The 25,222-nt window shown below is 39.0% G+C and carries 21 protein-coding genes; 11 read left to right on the plus strand and 10 right to left on the minus strand.

The annotated features are described in order from the left end of the window. Nucleotides 1–25: 25 nt before the first annotated feature. Nucleotides 26–1,426, minus strand: a complete 1,401-nt coding sequence (locus tag F4W09_RS14495; RefSeq protein ID WP_151505197.1) for a methylenetetrahydrofolate reductase C-terminal domain-containing protein — start codon at nucleotides 1,424–1,426, stop codon at nucleotides 26–28. 147 nt (nucleotides 1,427–1,573) lie between these two features. Then, a complete protein-coding gene (locus tag F4W09_RS14500; RefSeq protein WP_151505172.1) occupies nucleotides 1,574–2,044 on the minus strand; it encodes a DUF6231 family protein in 471 nt (156 codons plus the stop codon). A gap of 31 nt (nucleotides 2,045–2,075) precedes the next feature. On the opposite strand from F4W09_RS14500, the gene F4W09_RS14505 reads away from it, so the two are divergent. Continuing rightward, a complete protein-coding gene (locus F4W09_RS14505) occupies nucleotides 2,076–2,948 on the plus strand; it encodes a DUF2797 domain-containing protein (RefSeq protein WP_151505173.1) in 873 nt (290 codons plus the stop codon). A 51-nt stretch (nucleotides 2,949–2,999) separates the two neighbouring features. Here the strand turns inward: F4W09_RS14505 and F4W09_RS14510 are convergent, their stop codons facing one another. The 3 genes from F4W09_RS14510 to F4W09_RS14520 all read right to left on the minus strand — a co-directional run bounded on the left by F4W09_RS14510 (nucleotide 3,000) and on the right by F4W09_RS14520 (nucleotide 5,851). Further along, nucleotides 3,000–4,868: a SurA N-terminal domain-containing protein gene (locus tag F4W09_RS14510; protein ID WP_151505174.1), complete on the minus strand. Its 1,869-nt coding sequence runs from the start codon at nucleotides 4,866–4,868 to the stop codon at nucleotides 3,000–3,002. A gap of 131 nt (nucleotides 4,869–4,999) precedes the next feature. Next, the gene (locus tag F4W09_RS14515) at nucleotides 5,000–5,272 is read right to left on the minus strand and encodes a non-specific DNA-binding protein Hbs (protein ID WP_004697018.1); all 273 of its coding nucleotides are present in this window, start codon (nucleotides 5,270–5,272) and stop codon (nucleotides 5,000–5,002) included. 168 nt (nucleotides 5,273–5,440) lie between these two features. After that, the gene (locus tag F4W09_RS14520) at nucleotides 5,441–5,851 is read right to left on the minus strand and encodes a phasin family protein (RefSeq protein ID WP_243793466.1); all 411 of its coding nucleotides are present in this window, start codon (nucleotides 5,849–5,851) and stop codon (nucleotides 5,441–5,443) included. Nucleotides 5,852–6,098: 247 nt separating this feature from the next. On the opposite strand from F4W09_RS14520, the gene F4W09_RS14525 reads away from it, so the two are divergent. From F4W09_RS14525 to fdx, 8 genes are all read left to right on the plus strand, one after another. Next, nucleotides 6,099–6,749, plus strand: a complete 651-nt coding sequence (locus F4W09_RS14525; protein ID WP_044740447.1) for a hypothetical protein — start codon at nucleotides 6,099–6,101, stop codon at nucleotides 6,747–6,749. Nucleotides 6,750–6,861: 112 nt separating this feature from the next. Then, nucleotides 6,862–7,338, plus strand: a complete 477-nt coding sequence (locus tag F4W09_RS14530; RefSeq protein WP_016166295.1) for an Rrf2 family transcriptional regulator — start codon at nucleotides 6,862–6,864, stop codon at nucleotides 7,336–7,338. 1 nt (nucleotide 7,339) lies between these two features. Then, a complete protein-coding gene (locus tag F4W09_RS14535) occupies nucleotides 7,340–8,557 on the plus strand; it encodes an IscS subfamily cysteine desulfurase (RefSeq protein ID WP_016166296.1) in 1,218 nt (405 codons plus the stop codon). Nucleotides 8,558–8,658: 101 nt separating this feature from the next. Then, nucleotides 8,659–9,045 (plus strand): Fe-S cluster assembly scaffold IscU, encoded by a 387-nt coding sequence (iscU, locus tag F4W09_RS14540; protein WP_016166297.1) that lies wholly within the window; start codon nucleotides 8,659–8,661, stop codon nucleotides 9,043–9,045. Between the two features lie 36 nt (nucleotides 9,046–9,081). Next, entirely contained in the window at nucleotides 9,082–9,402 is a 321-nt protein-coding gene (iscA, locus tag F4W09_RS14545) for an iron-sulfur cluster assembly protein IscA (RefSeq protein WP_016166298.1), read from the plus strand. A 90-nt stretch (nucleotides 9,403–9,492) separates the two neighbouring features. Further along, entirely contained in the window at nucleotides 9,493–10,008 is a 516-nt protein-coding gene (gene hscB, locus F4W09_RS14550) for a Fe-S protein assembly co-chaperone HscB (RefSeq protein WP_151505176.1), read from the plus strand. A gap of 34 nt (nucleotides 10,009–10,042) precedes the next feature. Then, nucleotides 10,043–11,902, plus strand: a complete 1,860-nt coding sequence (gene hscA, locus F4W09_RS14555; RefSeq protein ID WP_151505177.1) for a Fe-S protein assembly chaperone HscA — start codon at nucleotides 10,043–10,045, stop codon at nucleotides 11,900–11,902. Between the two features lie 14 nt (nucleotides 11,903–11,916). After that, complete coding sequence (gene fdx, locus F4W09_RS14560) at nucleotides 11,917–12,255, plus strand: ISC system 2Fe-2S type ferredoxin (RefSeq protein WP_151505178.1); 339 nt, start codon at nucleotides 11,917–11,919, stop codon at nucleotides 12,253–12,255. Between the two features lie 94 nt (nucleotides 12,256–12,349). Here fdx and F4W09_RS14565 read toward each other — a convergent pair whose 3' ends face one another. From F4W09_RS14565 to F4W09_RS14580, 4 genes are all read right to left on the minus strand, one after another. Beyond that, entirely contained in the window at nucleotides 12,350–13,753 is a 1,404-nt protein-coding gene (locus F4W09_RS14565; RefSeq protein ID WP_151505198.1) for an adenylate/guanylate cyclase domain-containing protein, read from the minus strand. A 122-nt stretch (nucleotides 13,754–13,875) separates the two neighbouring features. Beyond that, nucleotides 13,876–14,310: an HIT domain-containing protein gene (locus F4W09_RS14570; RefSeq protein WP_044740445.1), complete on the minus strand. Its 435-nt coding sequence runs from the start codon at nucleotides 14,308–14,310 to the stop codon at nucleotides 13,876–13,878. A 223-nt stretch (nucleotides 14,311–14,533) separates the two neighbouring features. Beyond that, nucleotides 14,534–17,992, minus strand: a complete 3,459-nt coding sequence (mfd, locus tag F4W09_RS14575; protein WP_151505179.1) for a transcription-repair coupling factor — start codon at nucleotides 17,990–17,992, stop codon at nucleotides 14,534–14,536. Between the two features lie 178 nt (nucleotides 17,993–18,170). Beyond that, the gene (locus tag F4W09_RS14580) at nucleotides 18,171–18,527 is read right to left on the minus strand and encodes a hypothetical protein (RefSeq protein ID WP_016166305.1); all 357 of its coding nucleotides are present in this window, start codon (nucleotides 18,525–18,527) and stop codon (nucleotides 18,171–18,173) included. A 738-nt stretch (nucleotides 18,528–19,265) separates the two neighbouring features. Between F4W09_RS14580 and putP the strand changes: the two genes are divergently transcribed. After that, a complete protein-coding gene (gene putP, locus F4W09_RS14585; protein WP_044740443.1) occupies nucleotides 19,266–20,777 on the plus strand; it encodes a sodium/proline symporter PutP in 1,512 nt (503 codons plus the stop codon). Between the two features lie 46 nt (nucleotides 20,778–20,823). On the opposite strand, the gene F4W09_RS14590 is transcribed toward putP, so the two are convergent. Continuing rightward, nucleotides 20,824–21,315, minus strand: a complete 492-nt coding sequence (locus tag F4W09_RS14590) for an Lrp/AsnC ligand binding domain-containing protein (RefSeq protein ID WP_016166307.1) — start codon at nucleotides 21,313–21,315, stop codon at nucleotides 20,824–20,826. A gap of 118 nt (nucleotides 21,316–21,433) precedes the next feature. Here F4W09_RS14590 and putA point away from each other — a divergent pair, with 118 nt between their 5' ends. After that, nucleotides 21,434–25,183, plus strand: coding sequence for a trifunctional transcriptional regulator/proline dehydrogenase/L-glutamate gamma-semialdehyde dehydrogenase (gene putA, locus F4W09_RS14595; RefSeq protein ID WP_151505180.1), 3,750 nt, complete (start codon nucleotides 21,434–21,436; stop codon nucleotides 25,181–25,183). Nucleotides 25,184–25,222: the final 39 nt, after the last annotated feature.

Raw genomic sequence — 25,222 nt, forward strand, 5'->3', positions numbered from 1 at the left:
TAAAAAACACGCTTAGGCGTGTTTTTTATTTGGGATTAAACCAATTCACCCAAGAACTTGTGCCGCGTAATTCTATAGGCACTGTGTCAATTAAGCGTTCTTTTAATATCGCTATTTGGTTAGTCTGCTCTGCCAAACGCGCTTTAACCGAGTGAATACATTCGCGATCTCCAAATTCACACTGGTCTAAAGTAGTTCCACCACAAGGACCATTCGCTAAGCCTTTTGGACAAGTTTCAGGGCAAATATATAAGGTGTCCGCTAGACGACATTGACCGCAACTTTCACAACCTACAACACCATGTTTAGACAAGTATTCAGACTTTATAAGTAATTTATTAGCAAAATGCCCCGACCAAAGCTTAAGATTAAAAAGTTTGCGTCCTACGTTCCTCGCAATCTTGGAATCAAACATTGAATCATGCATGAACTGCATACTTTTATATTTGAGCATTTGCTCTGAAGACACTTTCTTTTGAAATACATCAGGTTTAGGCTTAAGCTCATCACCCGATTTCAATTGATGCAGTTCACTCCAAATCTGGATGCACCGCTCAAAACTAAAATCCTGAAAACGCTCAAGCGCCTGTTCTAATTTTTTTTGCTCTTCGGCCTTATGACAGGCAGATAAATGCACTCCAGCAAATCCCCAAAAACGACAGATTAAAATCTGCAAAGCACAACGTGCATAAACATTTTGTTCTGCAATGGCTGCATCTATACTTTGCTCGTGTTTAAGCAACTGTAAAAGATGCGGAGTCAAAACAATACCTGCAACTTTATGCTTAACCATGAATTCGGCTCGCGCCGCTGTTAATGGCATGACGCAGGCAAATAAATCCAAACATGAGGGCAGTTTATCTAAATATTGCTTAGCTTCTTTTAACGCGTCCAAATCAAAGCCTAACTGCGTGACAACATAGTCTGCCCCAGCCTGTACTTTCTTATCTAATTTAAAATATTGAGCATCGTGCTCAGCTTTTGTATATTTAAATGGATTCAGCGCCACCCCAACTTTTATTTGAGGCGCAAGCTTTTTGGCCTGCATTACAGCATTTACAGATTCTAAATAACGCGTCCGTGGCAAATTTACATCTTGACCATCTTGATGATGCTTTAACTTATCACCTGTCAGTAACAATACATTAGAATATCCTTGCTCCTGTATCGCCCGAATAAATTCATTAAAATCTGCTATGTCTCGCCCTTTACCAGAAAAATGTAAAATTTTTGGAATCTCAGCAGCATAATTTTGGGCAATTGCTAATGGCTCAGGATCATCATCACTACGTACACGATCAGCAATCGTCATGGTTACTGGATAGCCAGCTATGCACGATGGCACAAGTTGTGCGTGTTTAGTCGGCAAGTATTCAAGAAAAATAGAAAAAGGCTGATTTTGCAAGGAATCAGTAAGTAAAGGCATCATATCAGGAAGATGTGTGACAAATGTCAAAAAAGAAAGCAGCTTATTATAAAAGATGAAAATGCTCATTGGCAAAATAAATAATGAGCTTGTACAAACTTAAAAAAGTACAAACTCATTTTTATAATTATTCCCCAAACGGAAAAATTACCAGCGAAATTTATTCCAGTTCTCAGGATTCGCCCAGTATTTAGAGTTAAACCAATCTGGGACATGTTTGTAATTTAGAATATTGAATTGCCAGATTGCCAAATCATTACCCTGTGCTGACTTTTCAATAAGTTGGGTAAAACCAAGCGAGCGCATTAATTTATTATCTTGCTCTGTCGCGACCACAACCAACTTTTTCGCCATTAAATCCCGTAGCTTCACTAAAAATTGCGCCTTGGTCACATCTGATAAGCTACTCATCTCAGTGTTATCCAACACAACAAAACCCAAATCATACCGCTGAGTAAAAGGCAGACTTAGCAACTCAGTTACGTTAAAATAGGCCCAACGAATTGATTGATTCTGGTCATATTGTTCTAAATTTTGGCCAATACACAATGCAGTTTGAATAGGCTGTTCCTGAGATAAATCGTCTAGCATAGAAGTGATGACATTCTGTTCAGCCATAATTGCATCCTTAATATTGAGTGAGCTTTTCATGGAACTACAAGGCATTTGTCATAAAATGCAAGCAGGTCTCAAAGACCTTAGTGTAACTGATCAACAGACTCGCAAGGCAAATGTTGAATATAAATTTATCTTAGATCGCGCAGAAATTGAGCTTCCATTCAGTTTAGGTCAAGAAATCGAGTTGGAGTGGACTGGAAATATTTACTGTATTTCTTGTGGCAGTAAAACACCGAAGTCTTATTCTCAAGGGCATTGTTTTAAATGTTTTAAAACCAAAGCATCTTGCGACATGTGCATTATGAAACCAGAAACCTGCCACTATCATTTAGGTACATGCCGTGAAGATAGTTTCGCGCATGAAGTATGTTTTCAACCGCATATCGTTTATTTGGCTAATTCGAGTGCATTAAAAGTTGGAATTACCCGTCTTGGACAAATGCCTACACGTTGGTTAGACCAAGGTGCTACTCAGGCTCTTCCAATTATGAAAGTGGGTTCTCGTCGCTTATCGGGTCAACTCGAAATCATGTTTGGGACTCAAGTTGCTGATAAAACTGACTGGCGTAAACTTCTTAAAGGTGAAGCTGAACCTATCAACTTACTTGAAGTACGTGAACAACTGATAGAAGAATTTGCACCTAAAATTCAAACCATTCGTGATGAATTTAGCCAAAATCTTGAATTTAACGAAAGCGTTGAACTTCTGGAAAATGAACAACCTCGTGAGTTCATTTATCCTGTCGAACATTACCCTGAAAAGATTAAGTCACACAATCTAGATAAGACTCCAATCATCCGAGGGAAATTACAGGGGATTAAAGGTCAATACTTACTGCTCGATACAGGTGTGATTAACATTCGTAAATATACAGGCTATGAAATTATTCTTCGAGCTGAATAATCTTATAAGCATAAAAAAACCAGCCTAGGCTGGTTTTTTTATTACTGTCGTCTATTTAATTTTCGCTTGGCTCTTTAAATATTGAGTATAGTCATCAAGTTCTTGCTGACCACGAAGTTGTTGATAAAGCTTCGTCAATTCTGCCAACTGTTCTGGTGTCAGAGCATTTGCAGCAGTTTTGTTCACATTAGAAATTGCAACCACAACAAACTCATTTGGTAATGACGCTGTTGTTACTGACCACATGCCTGCTTTAGGTGCTGGAACACTGAATGCCGCACGTTCAATCTGGCGTTTTAAACCTTGTGAGCGCGTAAACACACCCGCATCTTCAAAACTTAATTGATTTTTAGCAATTACTGTTGCAGCTGGTTGAGTTTTAAATTCATCCAATGCTTTTTGAATTTTTGCTTTAGCCGCAGCCGTAGCTTTCAACTCAATCAATTTTGCTTTCACGCGCGCGCTTGCTTCAGCTAGTGTTTGTTCGCCAGCTGCATGATAATCACGTACTTTTACCCAAACAACATCGCCATTAGCTAATTGGATGTTACTTGAAGCATTACGGTCACCACTTTTCACATCATCATTAAATAGTTTAGCTTTTACATTTGCTTCGCTTAAAACTGGATGCTGCATGCCTAAAGTTAAACCTTTAATTGATTGAACCTGCACTCCTTTAACTTCTTGAGCTACGGTATCGAGTGCATCACTACCCACTACCATTTCATTCAAGTTATTTACGGTATCAGAGAATGCATTTGCCGTTTTCGCTTTTTGTACTTCAGCAATTAAACGTGGTTTTTCAGCTTCAAAAGATGGCAACTTAATTGCTGGCGCTTCAGCAGAAATAATGTGATAACCGTATTGGGTTTTCACTGGCGCTGAAACCTGACCTGATTTTAAAGACGCAACAGCTTTATCAAATGCATCTCCAAAGACACCTTTATCATAGGCAGCAAGAACCCCACCTTTTGATTTTGAGTCAGTGTCATCAGAATACTTTTGAGCAGCATCAGCAAAACTCATACCTGCTTTAATTTGTGCAGCCACACTATCAGCTAATTTCTTCGCATCAGCATCTGAGCGCGAATCAGCCGTAATAAGAATATGCTTCACTGAAGGCTTAACTGTAGACTTTTGAGATTCAACAAATTTTGCATAAGCTTGTTGCAATTCTGCATCCGTAACCTGAGCATTTACCGCAGGTAAATTCGCTGGGCTAAGCACCACAAAATCGACATCAACACTTGCAACTTGTCTAAATGCATTTTTATGCTTGTTATAATAATCAGAAACTTCTTGCTGACTAACTTGAATGCCTTTTTTATAATCATCAAGTTTGATACTTGCCAAATGAATAGTACGTTGCTCAGTTTGCAAATTCGCAATTTGCTGAATATCAACCTTACTTACCAAGGCATAATCCATCACCATTGACGACATCATCTTCAAAGCATGATCTTGACGTAAATTTTCAATCAATGCCTGGCTTGTTAAACCCACTGATTTTAAATAATTCGCATAAAGCGCTTCAGAAAACTTGCCGTTTTCTTGCAAGCTTGGTTGTTGTGCAATCATTTGCTCAATTTGAGCATCGCTCAATGAAATGCCTAATTTTTCTGCTTGTTGTAATAATAAGTTACGTGCAATCAATGATTCTAAAGCTTTATCTTTAATAAAAGACTGATTCAACAATGTTTCATCACCATTTACATAAGATAAGTACTGCTGACTATACGACTTCGTCGCGTTTTCCAGCTCTTTATTGCTAATTTCTTGCCCATTCACTGTTTTTGCAGTGTCCTTAGAACTACCACTACTAAAATATCCTTCAATACCTACAAGTGCTAAAGGGGTCAAAAACAAAATGAGCAAAACTTTGCCCAACCAGCCCTTAATAACTTTACGAAAAGATTCCATAAGTATTCCAATATTTTATTTGTGCCGCATTTTACCCGAAAACCTGATATGAATGAATGCGTTTAGACATCAAATCAGCATTATTAATAAAAAACGCGCCAAGGAGGCGCGTTTGGTAAATCGTTAAAAGATTAAGCTACAGAATCTTTTAAACCTTTACCTGCTTTAAAGCTAGGAACTTTGCTAGCTTTAATTTCAAGAGTCGCACCAGTTTGTGGGTTACGACCAGTACGAGCAGCACGTTCTTTCACATTGAAAGTACCGAAGCCAACAAGCGTAACTGTATCACCAGATTTAAGTGCTTCTGTGATTGAAGCAATTGTCGCGTCTAAGGCTTTACCTGCGTCAGTCTTAGACAATCCCCCTTTTTCTGCAATTGCATCAATTAATTCTGATTTATTCATGAAGATGAAGTCCTCTAATATCGTTTATTTAAGGTTCAAGGATATAGTTTAAATTACCATAACGCCTTTATAGCAATGCTTTAGGGGAGAACGCAATACTCCTCTTGAGCTTTTCTACAAATTTAATCGCAAATTTACTTGGAAAAAATAGCAAACTTCCGAAATCTGTCATTTTTTATCAATTTTTGCTTTCAGTTGTTCATTTTCTATAATCAAAGCATCAACCTTACTATGCAATTGTAAAATCAAGCTCTCCAAATGTTGAATATCTTTTACGGTAACCAGACCGATCCGATTTAAAGAATGATGCACACTATGATCAATCAGCTTCTCCACTTTGTCTTTAGTATCAACGACTGACTCTTTAGCTTTCTCTGAAACTTTTTCGACCGTTTGGTCAGCAATTTCCGTTGTTTTGGACTCAAGCTCTTCACCAACTTTAACCAAAGAGTCAAATAGCTTATTTCCCTCTTCTTCCGCTCTTGAAAAAGCCCCCAAACCTGCCAGCCAAATCTGTTTGGTATATTTTCTAAAATCCAGCCCAGCTTTTGATCGATGACGGATACGCTCTCTTTGCATATCATCCAATGCCGAAACTCCATCTTCATTATTCTCTGTTTTTGTCGTTTTATTCATTCGAGCTACTCCAGCTTATTTTCTGTCCCATTCACACAACAACCGTATAAATAAACTCATAATAGCAAACTTAACACTTGATCGATTTGCAAAACTGTTCTACAAAGCAGGTTTAATATGCAATTAATTTCAGTCCTCAAATATATACAATGAGATAGGACAATTTGTTTACCCGCAAGGATTAGGTTTTATGAGCGATTCGCAACAAAGACAAAATCAACCACATTTGTTGCTGACAACATCCATGATTGTTTTAGAAACGATTTTTACTTTTATTGTTAAACGCGATCCTGTTGTTGCATTACAAGCTAAAAAATTTATTGAACAGAAAGTTGCGATCAAAATTAATAGCTATGTTCCCTATTTCGACTTTTATGTGCAATTTAATGAGCATGGCATCCTATTTGATACCAAAGCACCTGAGAAACCAGTAGATCTTGACGTAAGAACCACACTTATGGATCTCGTCAAAATTTTTGTCTTTGCAAATCGACGCAGTATTAAAACGATGCGTATAGATGGTGATATTGTACTAAAAGATGAGTTTCGTGATTTAGTATTGCTTTTTAGCGCCCCTAAAGTACTTGCTGACTGGAAACAGTGGTTCCTACAACCTGTTGATGATGAAAAGAATATTACCTCCTCCAATAAACGTGTTGCACCACTTTTAGAGAAAATTGACCAACAACGCTCTAAAATAAATTCGCTTCAAGTCGAGGTAAAACAATATAAAAATCGCATCCGCCGCCTAGAACAAAAGCAAAAGCGTATTAATGCTGCCTTTTTTGTAACCACAGTACTTCTTATTACTTTATTTGTGTATAATGTTTGGCTCTCATAAATTACTATTTTTACTATTAATTAAAACAAAATAAATGGTCTTAAAAAAACTTGACTATTTTAGTCAGGATTCATAGAATCTACACATCTAGTCTAAACATGTGTATCGAATCATGCGCTTAACAACTCGCGGTCGCTACGCGGTGACTGCTCTACTTGATCTAGCTTTGCAGCCTACTGAACAAACGATCACTCTAGCCGAAATTGCAGCTCGCCAAACTATTTCCGTTGCGTATCTTGAACAACTTTTTGCCAAGCTAAAACGTCATGGATTAGTTTCTAGCGTTCGTGGTGCGAATGGTGGATATCACCTTGCTCGTAGCGCTGAAGACATCACTGTGTTAGAAATTATTGAAGCTGTAAATGAAACTGTAGATGCAACACGTTGTGACCATAAAGGCAACTGTCAAAATGGTGCAATGTGTTTAACACATGATTTATGGCAAGAACTCTCTCACCACATTGCCGATTATCTCGCTAAAATCACACTTGCTGATCTTGTAGCCCGCGACAACGTACAAACCGTTGCCATTCGTCAAAATACAGCATCATTTGATTCAGCCCTTTTATCGGTTACAGGTAGTATTTGAAATGAAACGTCCGATTTATCTTGATTATGCAGCAACCACTCCTGTAGACCCTCAAGTTGCAGAACGCATGATGGAATGTTTAACTTTCGAAGGTACTTTTGGCAACCCAGCTTCTCGCTCACATGCATATGGTTGGCAAGCTGAAGAGAAAGTTGAATACGCACGCGAACAAGTTGCGAATTTAATTAAAGCAGACCCACGTGAAATCGTGTGGACTTCTGGTGCAACTGAGTCTGACAACCTAGCATTAAAAGGTGTAGCTCAATTTTATGCTTCTAAAGGTAAGCATATCATTACCAGTAAAATCGAACATAAAGCAATTTTAGATACTTGCCGCGAATTAGAGTCGGAAGGTTTTGAAATTACTTACCTTGAGCCTTTACCACAAACAGGTTTAATTACCCCTGAAATGGTTCAAGCTGCAATTCGTCCAGATACTATTCTTGTTTCCCTCATGATGGTAAACAACGAAATTGGTACTGTGACTGATGTTGCTGCAATCGGTGAAATTACTCGCGCCAACAAAATCTTCTTCCATGTCGATGCTGCGCAAGCTGCGGGTAAAGTTGAAATTGATCTTTCTACTTTAAAAGTAGACTTAATGAGTTTCTCTGCTCACAAAATCTACGGCCCTAAAGGCATTGGCGCATTGTTTGTTCGTCGTAGCCCTCGTGTACGCTTAAAAGCACAAATGCACGGTGGTGGGCATGAGCGTGGTATGCGTTCTGGTACTTTACCAACACACCAAATCGTAGGTATGGGTGAAGCATTTGAACTAGCAGGCAAAAACTTGACTGCTGAACAAACTCGCTTACGCGCACTACGTGACAAACTTTGGAATGGTTTACAAGATCTTGAGCAGGTATTCCTTAATGGTCACCCAACTCAAAACGTTGCAAACTATCTCAATGTCAGCTTCAACTTTGTTGAAGGTGAATCATTAATGATGTCCCTCAAAGATGCTGCCGTTTCTTCTGGTTCGGCATGTACATCTGCAACTTTAGAACCATCTTATGTACTTCGTGCATTAGGTCTTTCTGATGAGTTGGCTCACAGTTCAATTCGTTTCAGCTTTGGTAAATACACCACAGAAGAAGACATTGATCATGTGTTAAGCGTGACCCGAGCAGCTGTTGATAAGTTACGTGAACTTTCTCCGCTTTGGGATATGTATAAAGAAGGTATTGACCTTTCTACAGTCGAATGGGCTGAACACTAATTCTCTGCTTTCAATGAGACCATTTCGTATGATCTCATTGATTAAACCGAATTTAACCCCATATTAATATTAACGCTGACCCCGAGGTTTGGAGAAGCATCATGGCATATAGTGAAAAAGTAATTGATCATTACGAAAACCCTCGTAATGTAGGTGTTTTAGATAAAAACGCTGAAAATGTTGGTACTGGTATGGTTGGCGCGCCAGCTTGTGGTGACGTTATGCGTCTTCAAATCCAAGTTAACGACGAAGGTGTAATTGAAGAAGCTCGCTTTAAAACTTATGGTTGCGGCTCTGCAATTGCATCAAGTTCGTTAGTGACTGAGTGGTTAAAAGGCAAAACCTTAGACCAAGCACAAGCTATTAAAAACATTGATATTGCAACTGAGCTTGCACTTCCACCAGTGAAAGTTCACTGCTCTGTACTTGCAGAAGATGCAATTAAAGCTGCTGTTGAAGACTATCGCAACAAGCAGACTAAAGCTTAATTGTTTCAAAATCAGTGAAAGAATAACGGAGTTTTCATGATCAATTTAACTGAAAATGCTGCAACTCATATCAGCAATTACTTAAAGAATCGCGGTAAGGGTGAAGGTATTCGCGTTGGCGTGAAAACTTCTGGCTGTTCAGGCTTAGCATATGTACTCGAATTCGTTGACGAAGTTGATGCACATGATGAAATGTTTGTACAGTTCGGTGTTAAAGTCTTTGTAGATCCAAAAAGTTTAGTCTATCTCGATGGTATGGAAATGGACTACGTGAAAAATGGTCTCAACGAAGGCTTCGAGTTTAACAACCCGAATAAAAAAGGTGAATGTGGTTGCGGTGAATCTTTCACTGTTTAATAGCCCTATTGCCTTTCTTTTTTAAAACAGTGTCTTTACACTGTTTTAATTCTATTTATTTACATGAAATTATTGCGGATTCCATCTTCCATGAATCATTTTGAGTTGTTTAACCTTCCAGTAGCGCTCGATATTGATTTAGCAAGTTTAAAAAGCGAATTTTTAAAACTGCAGCAACAATATCACCCTGATAAAGCTGAAGATAAAGATCAAGCCTTGATTAAATCAAGCGAAATCAATCAAGCATTTAAAGTTTTATCTCATATCGATAGCCGTGCTGGTTATTTGTTAGCTCTCAAAAAACAAGATCATCATTTAGATCAATCAATTAATGATTTTGAATTCCTTCAATCTGCGCTAGAAATACGTGAACAGCTTGATGAAGCATCTTCGACCGAAGATCTTATCTCGCTAAAAAAAGAGGTTTCGCAATGGATTGACGGCTTAGTTCGCGAGTTCAAAATCGATTACACGGATGAAGATTGGGCTGAAGCACGTGACACCGTCAGAAAATTACGTTTCTTTCAAAAAGTCATGCTCGATATCGACAAAGCTGAAGATCGTTTCTTGGATGATGATAGTTTCGATCTTGATGATGATTTCTAATTTTTTAAATTTTGCTGCTCAAAGGATGTAACGCATGGCACTCTTGCAAATTGCAGAACCGGGGCAATCAAGTGCACCTCATGAACACCGTATCGCGATTGGAATTGATTTAGGCACAACCCACTCTTTAGTCGCAACTGTGCTTTCAGGAAAAGCCAAAGTTCTTAACGATGAACAAGGTCGAGTGTTACTTCCTTCAATCGTTCATTACACTCCACATCAAGCCCATTATGGTGACGATGCAAAACCTTTTATTACCACAGATCCTAAAAATACTATAGTTTCTGTTAAACGGTTTATGGGACGTTCTAAAGCTGACATTAAATTTCAACACCCCTACACACTTGTGGGTGAAGATCATCAAATGCCTGCATTTGAAACTGCACAAGGTCGCAAAACACCTGTTGAAATTTCCGCAGAAATTTTAAAAAAACTGAAAGACCTTGCTGAAGAAAGTCTTAAAAATCCAGTTAATGGTGCTGTTATCACGGTTCCTGCTTATTTTGATGAAGCTCAACGCCAAGCAACACGTGATGCTGCCCAACTTGCAGGCTTAAATGTTCTTCGTTTATTGAATGAACCAACAGCTGCGGCCGTTGCTTACGGTTTGGATCAAGAAACCAATTTAGCAACAGATCGTAACTATGTGATCTATGATCTAGGTGGTGGCACATTTGACGTTTCTATCCTTCGTTTTTCACAAGGTGTATTCGAAGTTTTAGCAACAGGTGGACACACAGCATTAGGTGGTGATGATCTTGATCGTCTGATTGTGAAATGGGCAAAAAAACAATTAAACATCGAACTTCTTGATGATGCTGAATATGCACATTTCGTTGTCGCTGCTCGTAAGGCAAAAGAAGCATTATCTAATGTTAATGAAGTTGAACTCAAACTTCTTGATCAATCGTTACAGCTTGATCGCCCTACTTTTGAATCGATCATTCAAGTTGCACTAGATAAAACCATCAGTGTTTGTAAACGCGTCATGCGCGATGCGAAATTAGAACTTGATGACATTCAAAATGTTGTTTTAGTGGGTGGCTCTACACGTTCTTACGCGGTTCAAAAAGCGGTTCAAACTGTATTCAACCAAGAGCCACTATGCACTATCAATCCAGATGAAGTAGTCGCAATTGGTGCATCTATTACCGCCAATCAATTAATTGGCAATTCGACTGATGGCTCATTGCTTTTAGACGTTACCCCTCTTTCTCTTGGCTTAGAAACCATGGGGGGCTTAGTTGAACGCCTAATTTCTCGAAATACTGCTATTCCTGTTGCACGCCGTCAAGAATTCACTACATATCAAGATGGTCAAACAGCCATGTTAATTCATGTGGTGCAGGGCGAACGCGATCTCGTTGAACATTGTCGTAGCTTAGGTCGTTTTGTGCTACACGGCATCCCACCGATGACCGCAGGACAAGCTCGCATTGAGGTGACCTTCCAAGTCGATGCTGATGGTTTACTCACAGTGGCTGCAAAAGAAACCACATCTGGTGTACACGCGCAAATTGATATCAAGCCATCTTACGGTTTATCAGAAGCAGATACCGAACGACTATTACTTGATGGTTTTAAATATGCCGAAGAAGACAAAAATCTTCGTCATCTTCAAGAAACCAAAGTTGAAGCACAGCGTGAACTTGAAGCATTAGTGCAAGCCCTAAAAGTTGATACCCATCTTTTAAGTACTGAACAGCTTGACCAGCTAAATACTGCTAAGGCTCAACTAGAGACTCAGCTAAAAAGTGATGATATCAAAGCTATTGAACAATCAATCGAACAGCTTAAAATACACAGTGATAATTTTGCCGCATTACGTATGAATCAACATATTGATGCTGCATTAAAAGGCACTAAACTCGAAGACTGGTCAAACTCAAACTAATTAAGGTAAAGATTATGCCACGTATTAAAGTACTTCCACATGCGCAATTCTGCCCAGAAGGTGCTGAGTTTGAAGTAGAGCAAAATGCAAACTTATGTGAAAGCCTATTAAAAAATAACATCAAAATTGAACATGCATGTGACATGTCTTGTGCATGTACGACTTGCCATGTGATTGTACGCAAAGGTTTTGATAGTCTCGAAGAAATGAATGATGTTGAAGCTGATCTGTTGGATCGTGCTTGGGGATTAGAACCTGATTCACGTCTTTCATGCCAAGTTGAAATTGTAGATGAAGATTTAGAAATTGAAATTCCTAAATACACCATCAACCATGCATCAGAAAATCACTAATCTATTTCTGTGTAAAAAACCACGCTAATGCGTGGTTTTTTATTGTTCAATTTCTTACTTATAGAAAATGGCAGCAATTTGGTATTAACTTAATTTAATGAATATGCGTATTTTCAATAGGCTGAATGACTTCGTCTTCAAGTTTTAACTTCACAATACCCTGGGAGTTGGTTAATTTTTGCTGAGTTTGAATGCGCTTAATCATTTTATCTAACACTGTGATCAACTCTGGATACTCAAAGTTTTGCACTTCATCTAAGTTCAACAATAAGTGAAAACCTTTATATTCATAATCAAACCAACGTTGATAATCTGTTTTTTGAGAAGTATACTTTTCCATCACCTGCCAAGTACGAACAGGCCCCTGAATTCCCTTCAAGTAAATTGGTGATTTGGGCGCACATAAATAGTCATTTTTAATCAGACTATAAGTATCATCCGAAATTAAGATTTCATCGACCGCTGCTGCACTTTGTAAGCGAGCTGCCAAGTTCGCATCACGCCCCACAATTGTATAAGCCATACGATGTGCAGCACCATAATTCCCAACGTGGCAATATCCTGTACTAATTCCCATGCGGATATGCAATGGCGGATAACCCATTTTAATCCAACGCTCACGAAGCAACTTCATTTGCTGGCGCATGACCATCGCCATTTCTACACAGGTTTTCGCATCTTGCTCAACACCTTGCGTATTAGGATCACCAAAGAAAATTAAAATAGCATCGCCCATAAATTTATCAACAGTACCTTCATATTGCTTAGCAATTTCGGTCATGTGACTTAAATAATCATTGAGTAAGTAGGCAAGATCATCTGGAATTAATGTTTCAGACAGCTCGGTAAAACCTTGAATATCGGAAAAAAAAACTGTCATTTTTTTACGTTTATATTCAATTTTGGCTTCCGACTCTCCTTTCATAATCGATTGCCAAAGCTGTAGTGGTGCATAACGACTGAGTTGGTTTGCGAACTCCATATAGCGGTTCATCTGATTATAATAATATTCACGCTTGGTATGGATATAGCGAATGCGACGGCTTTGATAAATAATTCCAACGCCAAAATAGGTGATTAAACATAAAAATGAAAGAACTGTCAGTTCTGACGATGTATGTTCGAAATACTCACCGAAACCGAAAATAAAAATATTACTAAAGTAAAAAACAGCTACACCAAATACACAAGTGAGCATGGCAGAGAAAAAAGAGACTTTTGTATTTATAGATGAAAATAAAATTGCAAAAATTGCTGTAAAAGTCAGCACCAAACTTAAATGCACTGCCGACAACATAATTGCTATGACTACAACATCAATCGCAAATAATGTATTTCGTTTAGCATGGTAACCAAACTTAAATTCCAACCAATTCGAAAGTTTAGGAAGAATTAATGCCACAACTCCAAGCAGAATTGGGACATAAATTTGATACTTGGTTTCTGGGGATGTGTAGTGATAAACAACTAAAAGTAGAGATAGCATTGCATATCCCATCACACGATGAAGATATTCAAAATGCTTAGGGTCTCTATCTATCCAATTGCTTAATGATAGCACTACCTACTCCAGAACCCGAATCTAATCACAATTCATCCATAAACAAATGATTTCTGGGATCAATCCATGCGCCAGTCAAATGGCATATCGCCTTGACCACGTAGAGCAAGCATTAATGTTTGACGCATGTGCGCAAGAACTTCATTGGTATATGGAACTGCTGGTGTGCCCCAAACTGGTTTAGGCCAAGCCACGTCATTTTGATAACGAACAACATGATGGAAATGTAACTGAGGAACCATGTTACCTAATGCTGCAACATTCATTTTATCAGCACGGAATACACGTGAAAGTTGACTAGATAACCAACTTGATTCCCGCAAGAACTGCTCTTGATCTGCTTGACTTAATTCATAAAGCTCAGTTACTCCAGGTACACGTGGAATAAGAATAAGCCAAGGAAACTGCATATCATTCATTAAACGACATGTAGAAAGCGGAAAATCGCCTACAAAAAACGTATCTTGAGCAAGTTGTGGATGCAAACTAAACATATCTTTATAAATGATGGAAAATTAGAATGATGGTTAATACTATCACATCAAACTAGAGCTGAGTATTCTATAAAAGGTGTTTCATTACAAATAAATTGCTATTTTATATGATATTGATCACATTTAGCACTTTAATAATTTTTCCAAATAAATCAATTGTTTCTTTGGCTATCGTTCTAATCTTACTTTTAGAAAGTCAAGCCAAAGAAGTGTTGCCTATCAACTAATTTAACTCTTTAAGTAAACTCTCAAGTAACTCATTAATAAATTGGATTCTTTTTTGAAAATCTTCCAACATCACCATGACTTTTAAGCGCTGCCCGCCTTCCATACGGAAGAAGGTTGGATGTTTTTGCATCATACTAATGATAGTCATCGCCTGGACGGGAGTATCTTGTGAAAACTCGATATAGCCACCATTAGTATTGATGTCAATTTTAGTAATCCCCAAATGTTCAGCCTTAAGACGCAATTGATGTACAGCAAAAAGCTGCTTTACAGGTTGCGGTGGAATACCAAAACGATCAATCAATTCCATACGAATATTATCGAGTTTTTCTTGTTGATCTGTATTACTGATACGCTTATAAAACAGAAGTCGTTGATGTACATCTCCCAAATAATCATCTGGAATTAATGCAGGCATATGCAAATTGATCTCAGCCGTTAACGACAATGGTGCATCAAAGTTTGGTGTCTTACCTTTCTGAATTGCTTTCGTCGCCTTTTCAAGCATTTCCATATACAAACTATAACCAATTGCTTGCATAGAGCCACTTTGCTGCTCGCCAAGGAGTTCACCCGCACCGCGAATTTCAAGGTCTTCTGTTGCCAACATGAAACCTGCACCTAATGTTGCGGCACGCTGAATGGCATCGAGTCGTTTTTCTGCATCACCTTTAAGTCCTTTAATAGAAGGCACTAACAGATAAGCATAGGCTTGGTGATGCGAACGCCCGACTCGTCCACGCAATTGATGTAACTGCGCTAAGCCCAATTTATCAGCTCGTTCAATTAAAATTGTATTGGCATTTGGGACATCAATCCCTGTTTCAATAATGGTTGAACAAACCAATACATTGTATTCTTTATGGTAGAACTGCTGCATGACTTGCTCAAGTTCGCGCTCTCGCATTTGTCCATGTGCAACTGCAACCCGTGCCTCTGGCACAAGCTCACGGATACTTTCTGCTGCTCTTTCGATGGTCTCAACTTCATTATGCAAGAAATAAACTTGCCCACCACGAAGCAGTTCACGCAGAATCGCTTCTTTTACCGATTCTGATGTATGTTCTTGTACAAAGGTTTTCACAGCTAAACGACGTGCAGGAGGTGTCGCAATAATCGATAAATCACGCATTCCGCTAAATGCCATATTCAAAGTCCGCGGAATTGGCGTTGCTGTAAGCGTCAGCATGTCCACATCGGCACGCATCGCTTTGATTCGCTCTTTGTCACGTACACCAAAACGATGTTCTTCATCTACAATCATTAAACCGAGATTCTTAAATTGAACATTCTCTTGCAGAATCTTATGGGTACCCACCACAATATCAACTTTACCTTCGGCTAGGTCTTCAATAATTTTGAGGTGAGTTTTGCTAGAACCAAAACGCGACAATACTTCTATACGAATTGGCCAATCCGCAAAACGATCTTTAAATGACTCATAATGCTGTTGCGCCAATAAGGTGGTTGGCACCAATACAGCAACCTGTTTATTGTTTTGAACTGCTAAAAAAGCCGCGCGCATAGCAACTTCAGTTTTACCAAACCCAACATCACCACAGACCAAACGATCCATCGGCTTGGCCAATTGCATATCATGCAGCGTTGCTTCAATAGCATTGGCTTGATCTAAAGTTTCTTCATATGCAAATCCGCTCGCAAATTGCATATATAAGCTCTGATCTAACTCAAAACTGATGCCTGGTTTAGATTGTCGACGTGCTTGTATATGCAACAATTCCGCTGCCACATCATGAATTTGTTCTAAAGCTTTGCGTTTTGCTTTATTCCATGCATCTGTACCCAATTTATGTAATGGGGCTAAATCAGGATCCCCACCACTATATCTGCTGATTAAATGCAAATTCGTGACAGGAACATAAACTTTGGCTGCATCAGCATAATCAAGTTGCAAAAACTCATGCTCTTGATCATCAATACTTAATGTGACTAAACCTGCATAACGTCCAACCCCGTAATCAATATGCACCACTGGCGCGCCAATACTCAGCTCAGTCAGACTTTTAATCAGAAACTCTTCTGAAACTTCCTGCTGACGCTTACGGCGGCGCTGTACTACGCGATGCTCATAGAGTTGATTTTCTGAAATTACACTCAACTGCCCTCGAACAACCAGCCCTTGATCAAGTGGTGCGCTTGTAATTGCAATTGCTTGTAAAGATTGCTGGAAATCAGCAAAGCTTTCGACACTTGGAATATCACCTAAAAAAGGCCGTAAAGCATCTTTTAAAGTTTCGCGTCGACCTGCGCTTTCCGCAACAAGTAATACTGGATGATTCACTGCATCCAAATATTGCTTTACAGCAGCAAAAGGCTTTTCTTGCTTAGGATCAACCGCTAACCGTGGTGGAGCTTCCGTATCTAAATTGATTGCTCCAGCACGCTCTTCTACAGCTTCAGTTGATGCGATAACACGAGCAAATTTATTTAATTGTTCTAAAACAACGTTAGGTGAGAGAAATAACTCTTCTGGTGGCAAGATCGGATGATCAATATTATGACGACGGTCTTCATAACGGCGTAAAACTTCTTTCCAGAAGCTCGATATCCCATCATCCAATCCATTATCTGTAATGACAATGCCATTCTGTGGTAAATACGCCATAAGCGTACTTTGACCTTGCATCAAAGGCTTATCGAAAAAAAGTGGTAAATAAAACTCTATGCCTGGCGAAGCAATTCCTTCAAGTACATCTTGATAAATTGGATTTTTTTTCGGATTTGCTGTTGGAAAACTTTCAGCATAACGGTCTCTAAATAAAGAACGTGCTTCTTTTAATGGAAATTCTTTTGCAGGGAGTACACTAAATTTTTCTAGATTTTGCGTGGTACGTTGGGTTTCAGGATCAAAAAATTTTAAACTTTCGATTTCATCATCAAAAAGATCAATACGTATCGGTGAATTTTGCCCAGATGCAAAAATATCCATAATACTGCCGCGCACAGCAAATTCACCATGGTCATATACTGTATCAACCAGATGATAGCCTGCCTGAATCAATCGTAATTTTTGCTTTTCAATATCAAATTTTTGTCCAACTTGAATATCGAAATGTTCTCCCAATACCCAAGAGGTCGGTGCAACGCGCTGTGCCAAAGTCGAGGCAGAAACCAATAACACCCCTTGTTGTGGCATATTAGATAAAATAGCCAAACGTTCCGAAACAATATCTTGATGAGGAGATAAACGGTCGTAAGGTAAGATTTCCCAATCAGGGAAAATGGTTGGCTTTAGTCCATAAAACTCAAGTTCACTTTCTAACTGAGCTAAATGCTGACTATTTCGTGCAACGAGGATAAAAAGTTGCTGATGTTGTTTTGAGATTTCTTTAAATAATAGTGCAGCAGCTGAACCTTGTAGTTGTCCGATCCAGCGTTTGTCACCTGCTTTCAACTTAGAGAGATTGAGTTGAGCAATTTCTTGTTGGAACATGTAGATCGCTTTTTAGAGATAAGTCACTTGGTTACAATCTTATCACGCAGCTAAAACTACATAAAATTTTTATACAGTTATATAGTGACTGAATCTTATTCATCAAGCACGTCATTGTGAGATTAGGTTAATAAATGACATGCCCGATATAGATATTTTTTACTTTTAGGCTCTAATTTTATTTCTCTCGAATAAAATTACGATAGTAATCGTTCAGTTTTTTCACAATGCTTTTAAATTGGAGTAAGTTTTCTTCCGTATTGCCTAAACGCGCGACAAATTTCTGTTGCGTAATTTCCAAATCAATTTTTTCATTAATTAACATAGCCGCATAGTAAAGTGCTTTCAAATCATCAAACTTATTTAAGCGACGATTGGAAAAATACTCTAAGCGCTCTGATAGAGCTTGATTTAGAACAATACCATCTACAATATACCCCTGTTGTGGATTGAACTGAATCGCATGTTCATGCAGATAAGCCTCTTCCTCTTTTACTCTAGAACTTTTAAATACATCTTTCAGCTTATTTAGCATCTCAGCACATCCCGCCAACATTTTGAATGACTATTATATAGTGCAAATACCTGTGTCTCTGATCCAACAGGACATTTGATATTCACTTTTATAAATTGACATCAGCAACTCAAAAAAGTGCCATACAAATATTATGTTCAAACTAGGTTTTTACCTCTATAAACGAAAACTGGATAGATAATTTTCTTCATCGTTTTCTTTGTAACATTAAAGCCAAGTGATCACAAAAACTTAGTAGAATAATTATACAAATGTAGAATATAGAAGATTAGAATCAACCTTGCAGAATTTAATTGAAAAATATAGCAATATCTAAAATGCTCTAAAAATTCCAATTTTCAAATTTCATGACTTCATTGCGCTAAAAGCAAGAGTCAATTAAAGCTATCTAACTAATATTTCTTACAAATAAAGCATAATCTGATTGTTATTTTATGTAACAAAAATCATTATTTTGATGAAATTCCATCTTTATAGGCTGAATTATCATCAAATATAGTGAATAATCATCTTTTTAACGCATCCATTCTTTTAAAAAGACCATTTTACATATGCTTAGTACAATTTTTTGTCATTTTTAGTTTTGTAACCAAGATTACATTTCGCTACACAAAATGACTATAAACACCCTAGAAATGTAACAGTAAGTAATTTTGCTTTTATGATTGAATCACCTCCTCGCTATTGCAGCTCAAAAAATCATCTTGGATTGATGGTTTTAGGACAAAGGATGGGCATATGAGTCAAGTGAACCCTACATTAATCACCTTTATTTTTTACATTATCGCAATGGTCGGTATTGGCCTATATGCCTATAAGGCAACTTCAGATTTCTCTGACTACATTTTGGGTGGACGTAGTCTTGGAAGCGTTGTAACTGCACTTTCAGCAGGTGCATCGGACATGAGTGGCTGGTTACTCATGGGTTTACCAGGAGCAATTTATCTTTCTGGTCTCTCTGAAGCGTGGATTGCTATTGGTTTAATTATCGGTGCATGGCTAAACTGGCTTTTAGTCGCTGGACGTTTACGTGTTCACACTGAATTTCAAAATAATGCGCTTACATTACCAGATTATTTCACTGGTCGTTTTGGCGACAAAAAACGTGTATTACGTATTATTTCCGCTTTCGTAATTTTAATCTTCTTTGCTATTTACTGTGCCTCAGGTATGGTTGCTGGCGCACGCTTATTCGAAAGTTTATTTGGATGGGACTACTCTACTGCCCTTTGGATTGGTGCACTCGCAACAATTTCATATGTATGTATTGGTGGGTTCCTTGCTGTAAGTTGGACTGACACATTCCAAGCAGGTTTAATGATTTTTGCCTTACTGTTAATGCCAGTGATTACTTACCTTGCAATTGATGATCATAGTCAACAATTCGGTGTACTGCTCGAAGCAGCTCGCCCACAAGCATTGAACATGCTTGAAGGTTTAAGTACTGTTGCTATTTTATCTTCAATGGCATGGGGCTTAGGTTATTTTGGCCAACCCCACATTTTAGTCCGCTTCATGGCAGCTGATTCTGCAAAAACTATCCCTGCTGCTCGTCGCATTGGTATGGCATGGATGATTTTATGCTTAGGTGGCGCAGTTGGTGCTGGTTTTGTTGGTATTGCTTACTTCCAGCAACACCCTGAATTTGCAGCAGCAGTAACACAAAACCCTGAAACTGTTTTCATGGAATTAAATAAAATCTTATTTAACCCATGGGTAGCAGGGATCATTCTTGCTGCAATTCTTTCAGCAGTGATGAGTACTTTAAGCTGTCAGCTTTTGGTATGTTCTAGTACTTTAACAGAAGATTTATACAAAGCGTTCATCCGTAAAAATGCTTCTCAAAACGAGTTGGTTTGGATTGGTCGTTTAATGGTAATCAGCATTTCAATCCTTGCGATTGTGCTTGCTCAAAATCCTGATAGTAAAGTTTTAGGCTTAGTAGCTTATGCTTGGGCTGGTTTTGGTGCTGCGTTTGGTCCATTAATCATCTTGTCATTGTTCTGGAAACGCATGACACTCAACGGTGCAATCGTAGGTATTCTTGTAGGTGCAGTAACCGTAATCGTATGGAAAAATACGATGGGCGACACTGGTATTTATGAAATCATCCCTGGCTTCATCTTGTCATTCGTCAGTATTGTCGTGGTGAGCTTACTTGGTAAAGAACCTGAGAAAGATGTTGTAGAACGTTTTGAACAAGCGGATGCATTCTATAAACGCGAAATGGCTGAATTGAAGAATAAATAATTCTTCGTACAGTTAAAAAATAAAGGGGCTAAACGCCCCTTTATTTTTATCTACTCTTTTTAACTTTCAGGTTCAACTTCGCACTTTCTTTAATAACTTCCATAACAGGATAACTTCGAGTTTCTTTAATTCCTGGCAGTTGCCACAGCACCTGACCTGAAATTTTACGAAACTCTTCCATACTGGCGCAGCGAATCTTCACAACAAAATCAAATCCACCACTAGTCATATGACATTCAACAATTTCTGGATACTGCATGACTGCCTCACAGAACTCATCTAATACATTCGGTGTAGTTTTATCGAGTAAAATCTCTACAAAGACCACAAAATTTGAATTCAACATCGCAGCATTTAACTTGGCTTCATAGCCAAGAATAAATCCATCTTTACTGAGCTTCTGTACCCTTGCAAGCACAGCCGTAGGAGATAGATTCACCTCTTCAGCCAATTTAATATTCGATATTCGTCCATCGTTTTGCAGAATATCTAAAATTTTAATATCCGTTCGATCAAGCGATAAAATCTGGCTAGACATCTGAATTAATCTCTAAAAATAAGGGAAACTATAGTGAGTTATTCGGGTTTATTTCTGTGATCATTAATTATATACGGCAATTTGCTTAACTCAATCTTTTCAGTCACAGGAAGTTGGCATGAATACGATCATCTCCCCAATTGATGGAACCAAACCTCATCAAGACTATATTACGCTTTTCAAAGAAAAGACCGCTTACGAAACAGAAATTAACACTGCTTGGCGCCGTGCCGAATCTGAATGTGTTGAGAATCTACTTGAGCATAGCAAAATTTCAGATGAATTAAATACACGTATTCAGGACTTAGCTTTTAACCTTGCACACACTTTACGTGAGCGTAAAAGTTCTGCGGGTAAAGCAGGTATCGTACAAGGTTTATTACAAGAGTTCTCTTTATCTTCGCAAGAAGGTATTGCCCTCATGTGTCTTGCTGAAGCGTTATTACGTATTCCTGATACTGCCACACGTGATTTATTAATCCGTGACAAAATTAATCAAGGTAACTGGAAAGACCACGTTGGTCAAAGCAACCTGATGTTCGTTAATGCCGCTGCGTGGGGCTTAATGTTAACAGGTATGCTCATGGAAACACCTAAGCAAGCTAGCCTTTCTACTATGCTTACAGGCTTAATTGCACGTAGTGGTCGTGGCATCATTCGTAAGGCCGTAGACGTTGCTATGCGTATGATGGGCGAACAGTTTGTTACTGGCGAAACCATCAAAGAAGCGTTAAGTAATGCTGAACGTCTTGAAGATAAAGGTTTCCGTTATTCATACGATATGTTGGGTGAAGCAGCGTTAACTGATCACGATGCTGAGCGTTATTATGATGACTACACCAATGCGATTCATGCGATTGGTCAAGCATCTAAAGACAAAGATGTTTATAGCGGCCCTGGTATCTCTATCAAGCTTTCTGCATTACATCCGCGTTACCAACGTTCTCAAACTGAACGTGTACACAAAGAACTTTATAGCAAAGTTCTTGAACTCGCGCGTTTGGCAAAAGGCTATAACATTGGCTTAAACATCGATGCTGAAGAATCTGAGCGTTTAGAACTTTCTCTAGAGCTTTTAGAGCGTCTTTGCTTTGAGCCTGAATTGGCAGATTGGAAAGGTATCGGCTTTGTTATTCAAGCGTACCAAAAACGTTGCTTCTACGTTGTAGATTATATTGTTGACCTTGCTAAACGCAGCAACAAGCGTCTGATGATCCGTTTGGTGAAAGGTGCATACTGGGATAGCGAAATCAAGAAAGCACAAATTGAAGGTATGACGGACTACCCTGTATTTACCCGTAAAGTACATACAGACTTGTCTTATATCGCATGTGCAAGAAAATTATTGGCTGCACCAGAGCAAATTTACCCTCAGTTTGCGACGCATAATGCTCAAACTGTAGCGACAATTTACCAATTGGCAGATCCTGCGAAATATTACGTTGGTCAATACGAATTCCAATGCTTACACGGCATGGGTGAACCTTTATACGAACAAGTAGTTGGTCCAAAATCTGAAAACAAATTGGATATTCCTTGCCGTATTTATGCACCAGTAGGTACGCATGAAACATTATTGGCTTACTTAGTTCGTCGTTTACTCGAAAATGGTGCAAACACCTCATTTGTAAACCGTATTGCTGATAAGAGCTTGGAGATTCAAGACCTGATCGAAAACCCTCGTGAAGCGATCTTAACTTCTGCCAAACAAGAAAAAGGCGTTGGCTTAAAACACCCTGCTATTCCGCTACCACAGAATTTATATGGTGCATTACGTCAAAACTCTTCAGGCGTAGACTTAGCCAATGACAGCGAATTGTTAAGCTTGGACAAAACAGTTCAAAGCCTGATGTCACAGCAATGGTCTGCTGAATCAATGGGTCCTGGTTTAGCTGAAATTGCTGCGGCTGCAGAAGTTGATGTAATCAATCCTGCTGTACACTCTGACAAAGTCGGTAGCGTAAAAGAAGCATCTGCTGAACACGTAAACCTAGCATTAACGAATGCTGCAAATGCACAAGCAGCTTGGGTAAATACACCGAAAAATGAGCGTGCTGCATGTTTAAACCGTGCTGCCGACATTATGGAAAGCCGTATCCAAGAATTGATGGTGTTGTTATGCCGTGAAAGTGGTAAAACTTATGCCAATGCGATTGCTGAAGTTCGTGAAGCGGTCGATTTCTTACGTTACTACGCTGCACAATGCACAAATTTGGCTACAAATGCTCAAATTGAGTCATTAGGCACAGTATTGTGTATTAGCCCATGGAACTTCCCATTGGCAATCTTCAGTGGTCAGATTTCTGCTGCACTTGTTGCGGGTAATACTGTTATTGCAAAACCAGCTGAACAGACACCACTCGTTGCATCTTTAGCTATCCAAATGCTTTGGGAAGCTGGCGTACCTCAAGCTGTTGTGCAGTTAATCCCTGGCCGTGGTGAAACTGTTGGTGCGCAATTAAGTGCTGACCCACGTATCCAAGGCATCATGTTCACAGGTTCTACTGAAGTTGCGAAAATTCTTCAGAAAACTGTTGCAAAACGCTTAGGTACAAATGGTCAACCGATTCCGTTAATTGCGGAAACAGGTGGTCAAAATGCCATGATCGTGGATTCATCAGCATTAACTGAACAAGTGATTCTAGATGTTGTGAACTCGGCTTATGACAGTGCTGGTCAACGTTGTTCTGCACTTCGTATCCTTTGCGTACAAGAAGACAATGCTGAAAGCGTAATTCGCATGTTGAAAGGTGCAATGCAACAACTCAATGTAGGTAACCCTGCATTATTAAAAACTGACATCGGTCCAGTAATTGATGCTGAAGCACAAACCAATATCCAAAACCACATCCAAAAAATGCGTGGTAAAGGCTATGCAGTGCACCAGTTCATGCGTAACGATGCTGCTGATACAAGCTTGAATCAAGGTACATTCATCCCACCAACGTTAATTGAATTACCAAACTTAAACGACCTTGAGCGTGAAGTCTTCGGTCCAGTATTACACATCATCCGTTACCCACAAGGTAATGTGAAATCTGTAGTGGATCAGATCAATGCGAAAGGCTACGGCTTAACCATGGGTCTACATACACGTATTGATGAAACCATCAACACTGTGATTAGCACTTCTGAAGTGGGTAACTTGTATATTAACCGCAACATCGTTGGTGCTGTTGTTGGCGTACAACCTTTCGGTGGTGAGGGCTTGTCTGGTACTGGTCCTAAAGCAGGTGGTCCACTTTACTTGTACCGTTTAATGCAAGAATGCAGCGCGAAACAGTTAAGTACCCCATTTGCAGTAGGTAAAGTATTACAAGCTGCACCAAAGAATGAAGTGTACGAACAATTCAGCGCTTGGGTGAAAAAGCAGTTCCCACAAGTGAAATTGCCTCAAGTTCCTGCGCTTGCTTCTGGTCAAGTGTATGAATTAAATGGTCCTACAGGTGAAAGCAACCAATATACAATTGTTGCTCGTCACTGCGTATTGTCTCTTGCAGAGCAAGAACAAGACCAATTGGTTCAATTGAACGCAATTTTTGCTGTAGGCAGCAAAGCGGCTGTACTTGCTGACAATGTATTCGCATTGAAGCACATGTCAACGATGCCTAAAATGGTGGCTGAACAATTCAAAGTGATCCAAAGCATTGCAACAGGTGATTTTGATGCAGTTCTACACCATGGTACAACGACTCAAGTGCTTGAATTGCAAACTGCAATCGCACAGCGTTCAGGTGCTATTGTGGGTATTACCCATTTACAACCTGCCGAACAAGACATTCCAGTTGAGCGTCTTGTGATTGAACGTGCAATCAGTATTAACACTGCTGCTGCGGGTGGTAATGCCAGCTTAATGACCTTGAACTAAGGTTTAAAAGTATCCTGTTCAAGGGTTATCTTTCCCTTA

The sequence above is a fragment of the Acinetobacter tandoii genome (assembly GCF_008867985.1).
Taxonomy (GTDB): Bacteria; Pseudomonadota; Gammaproteobacteria; order Pseudomonadales; family Moraxellaceae; genus Acinetobacter; species Acinetobacter tandoii.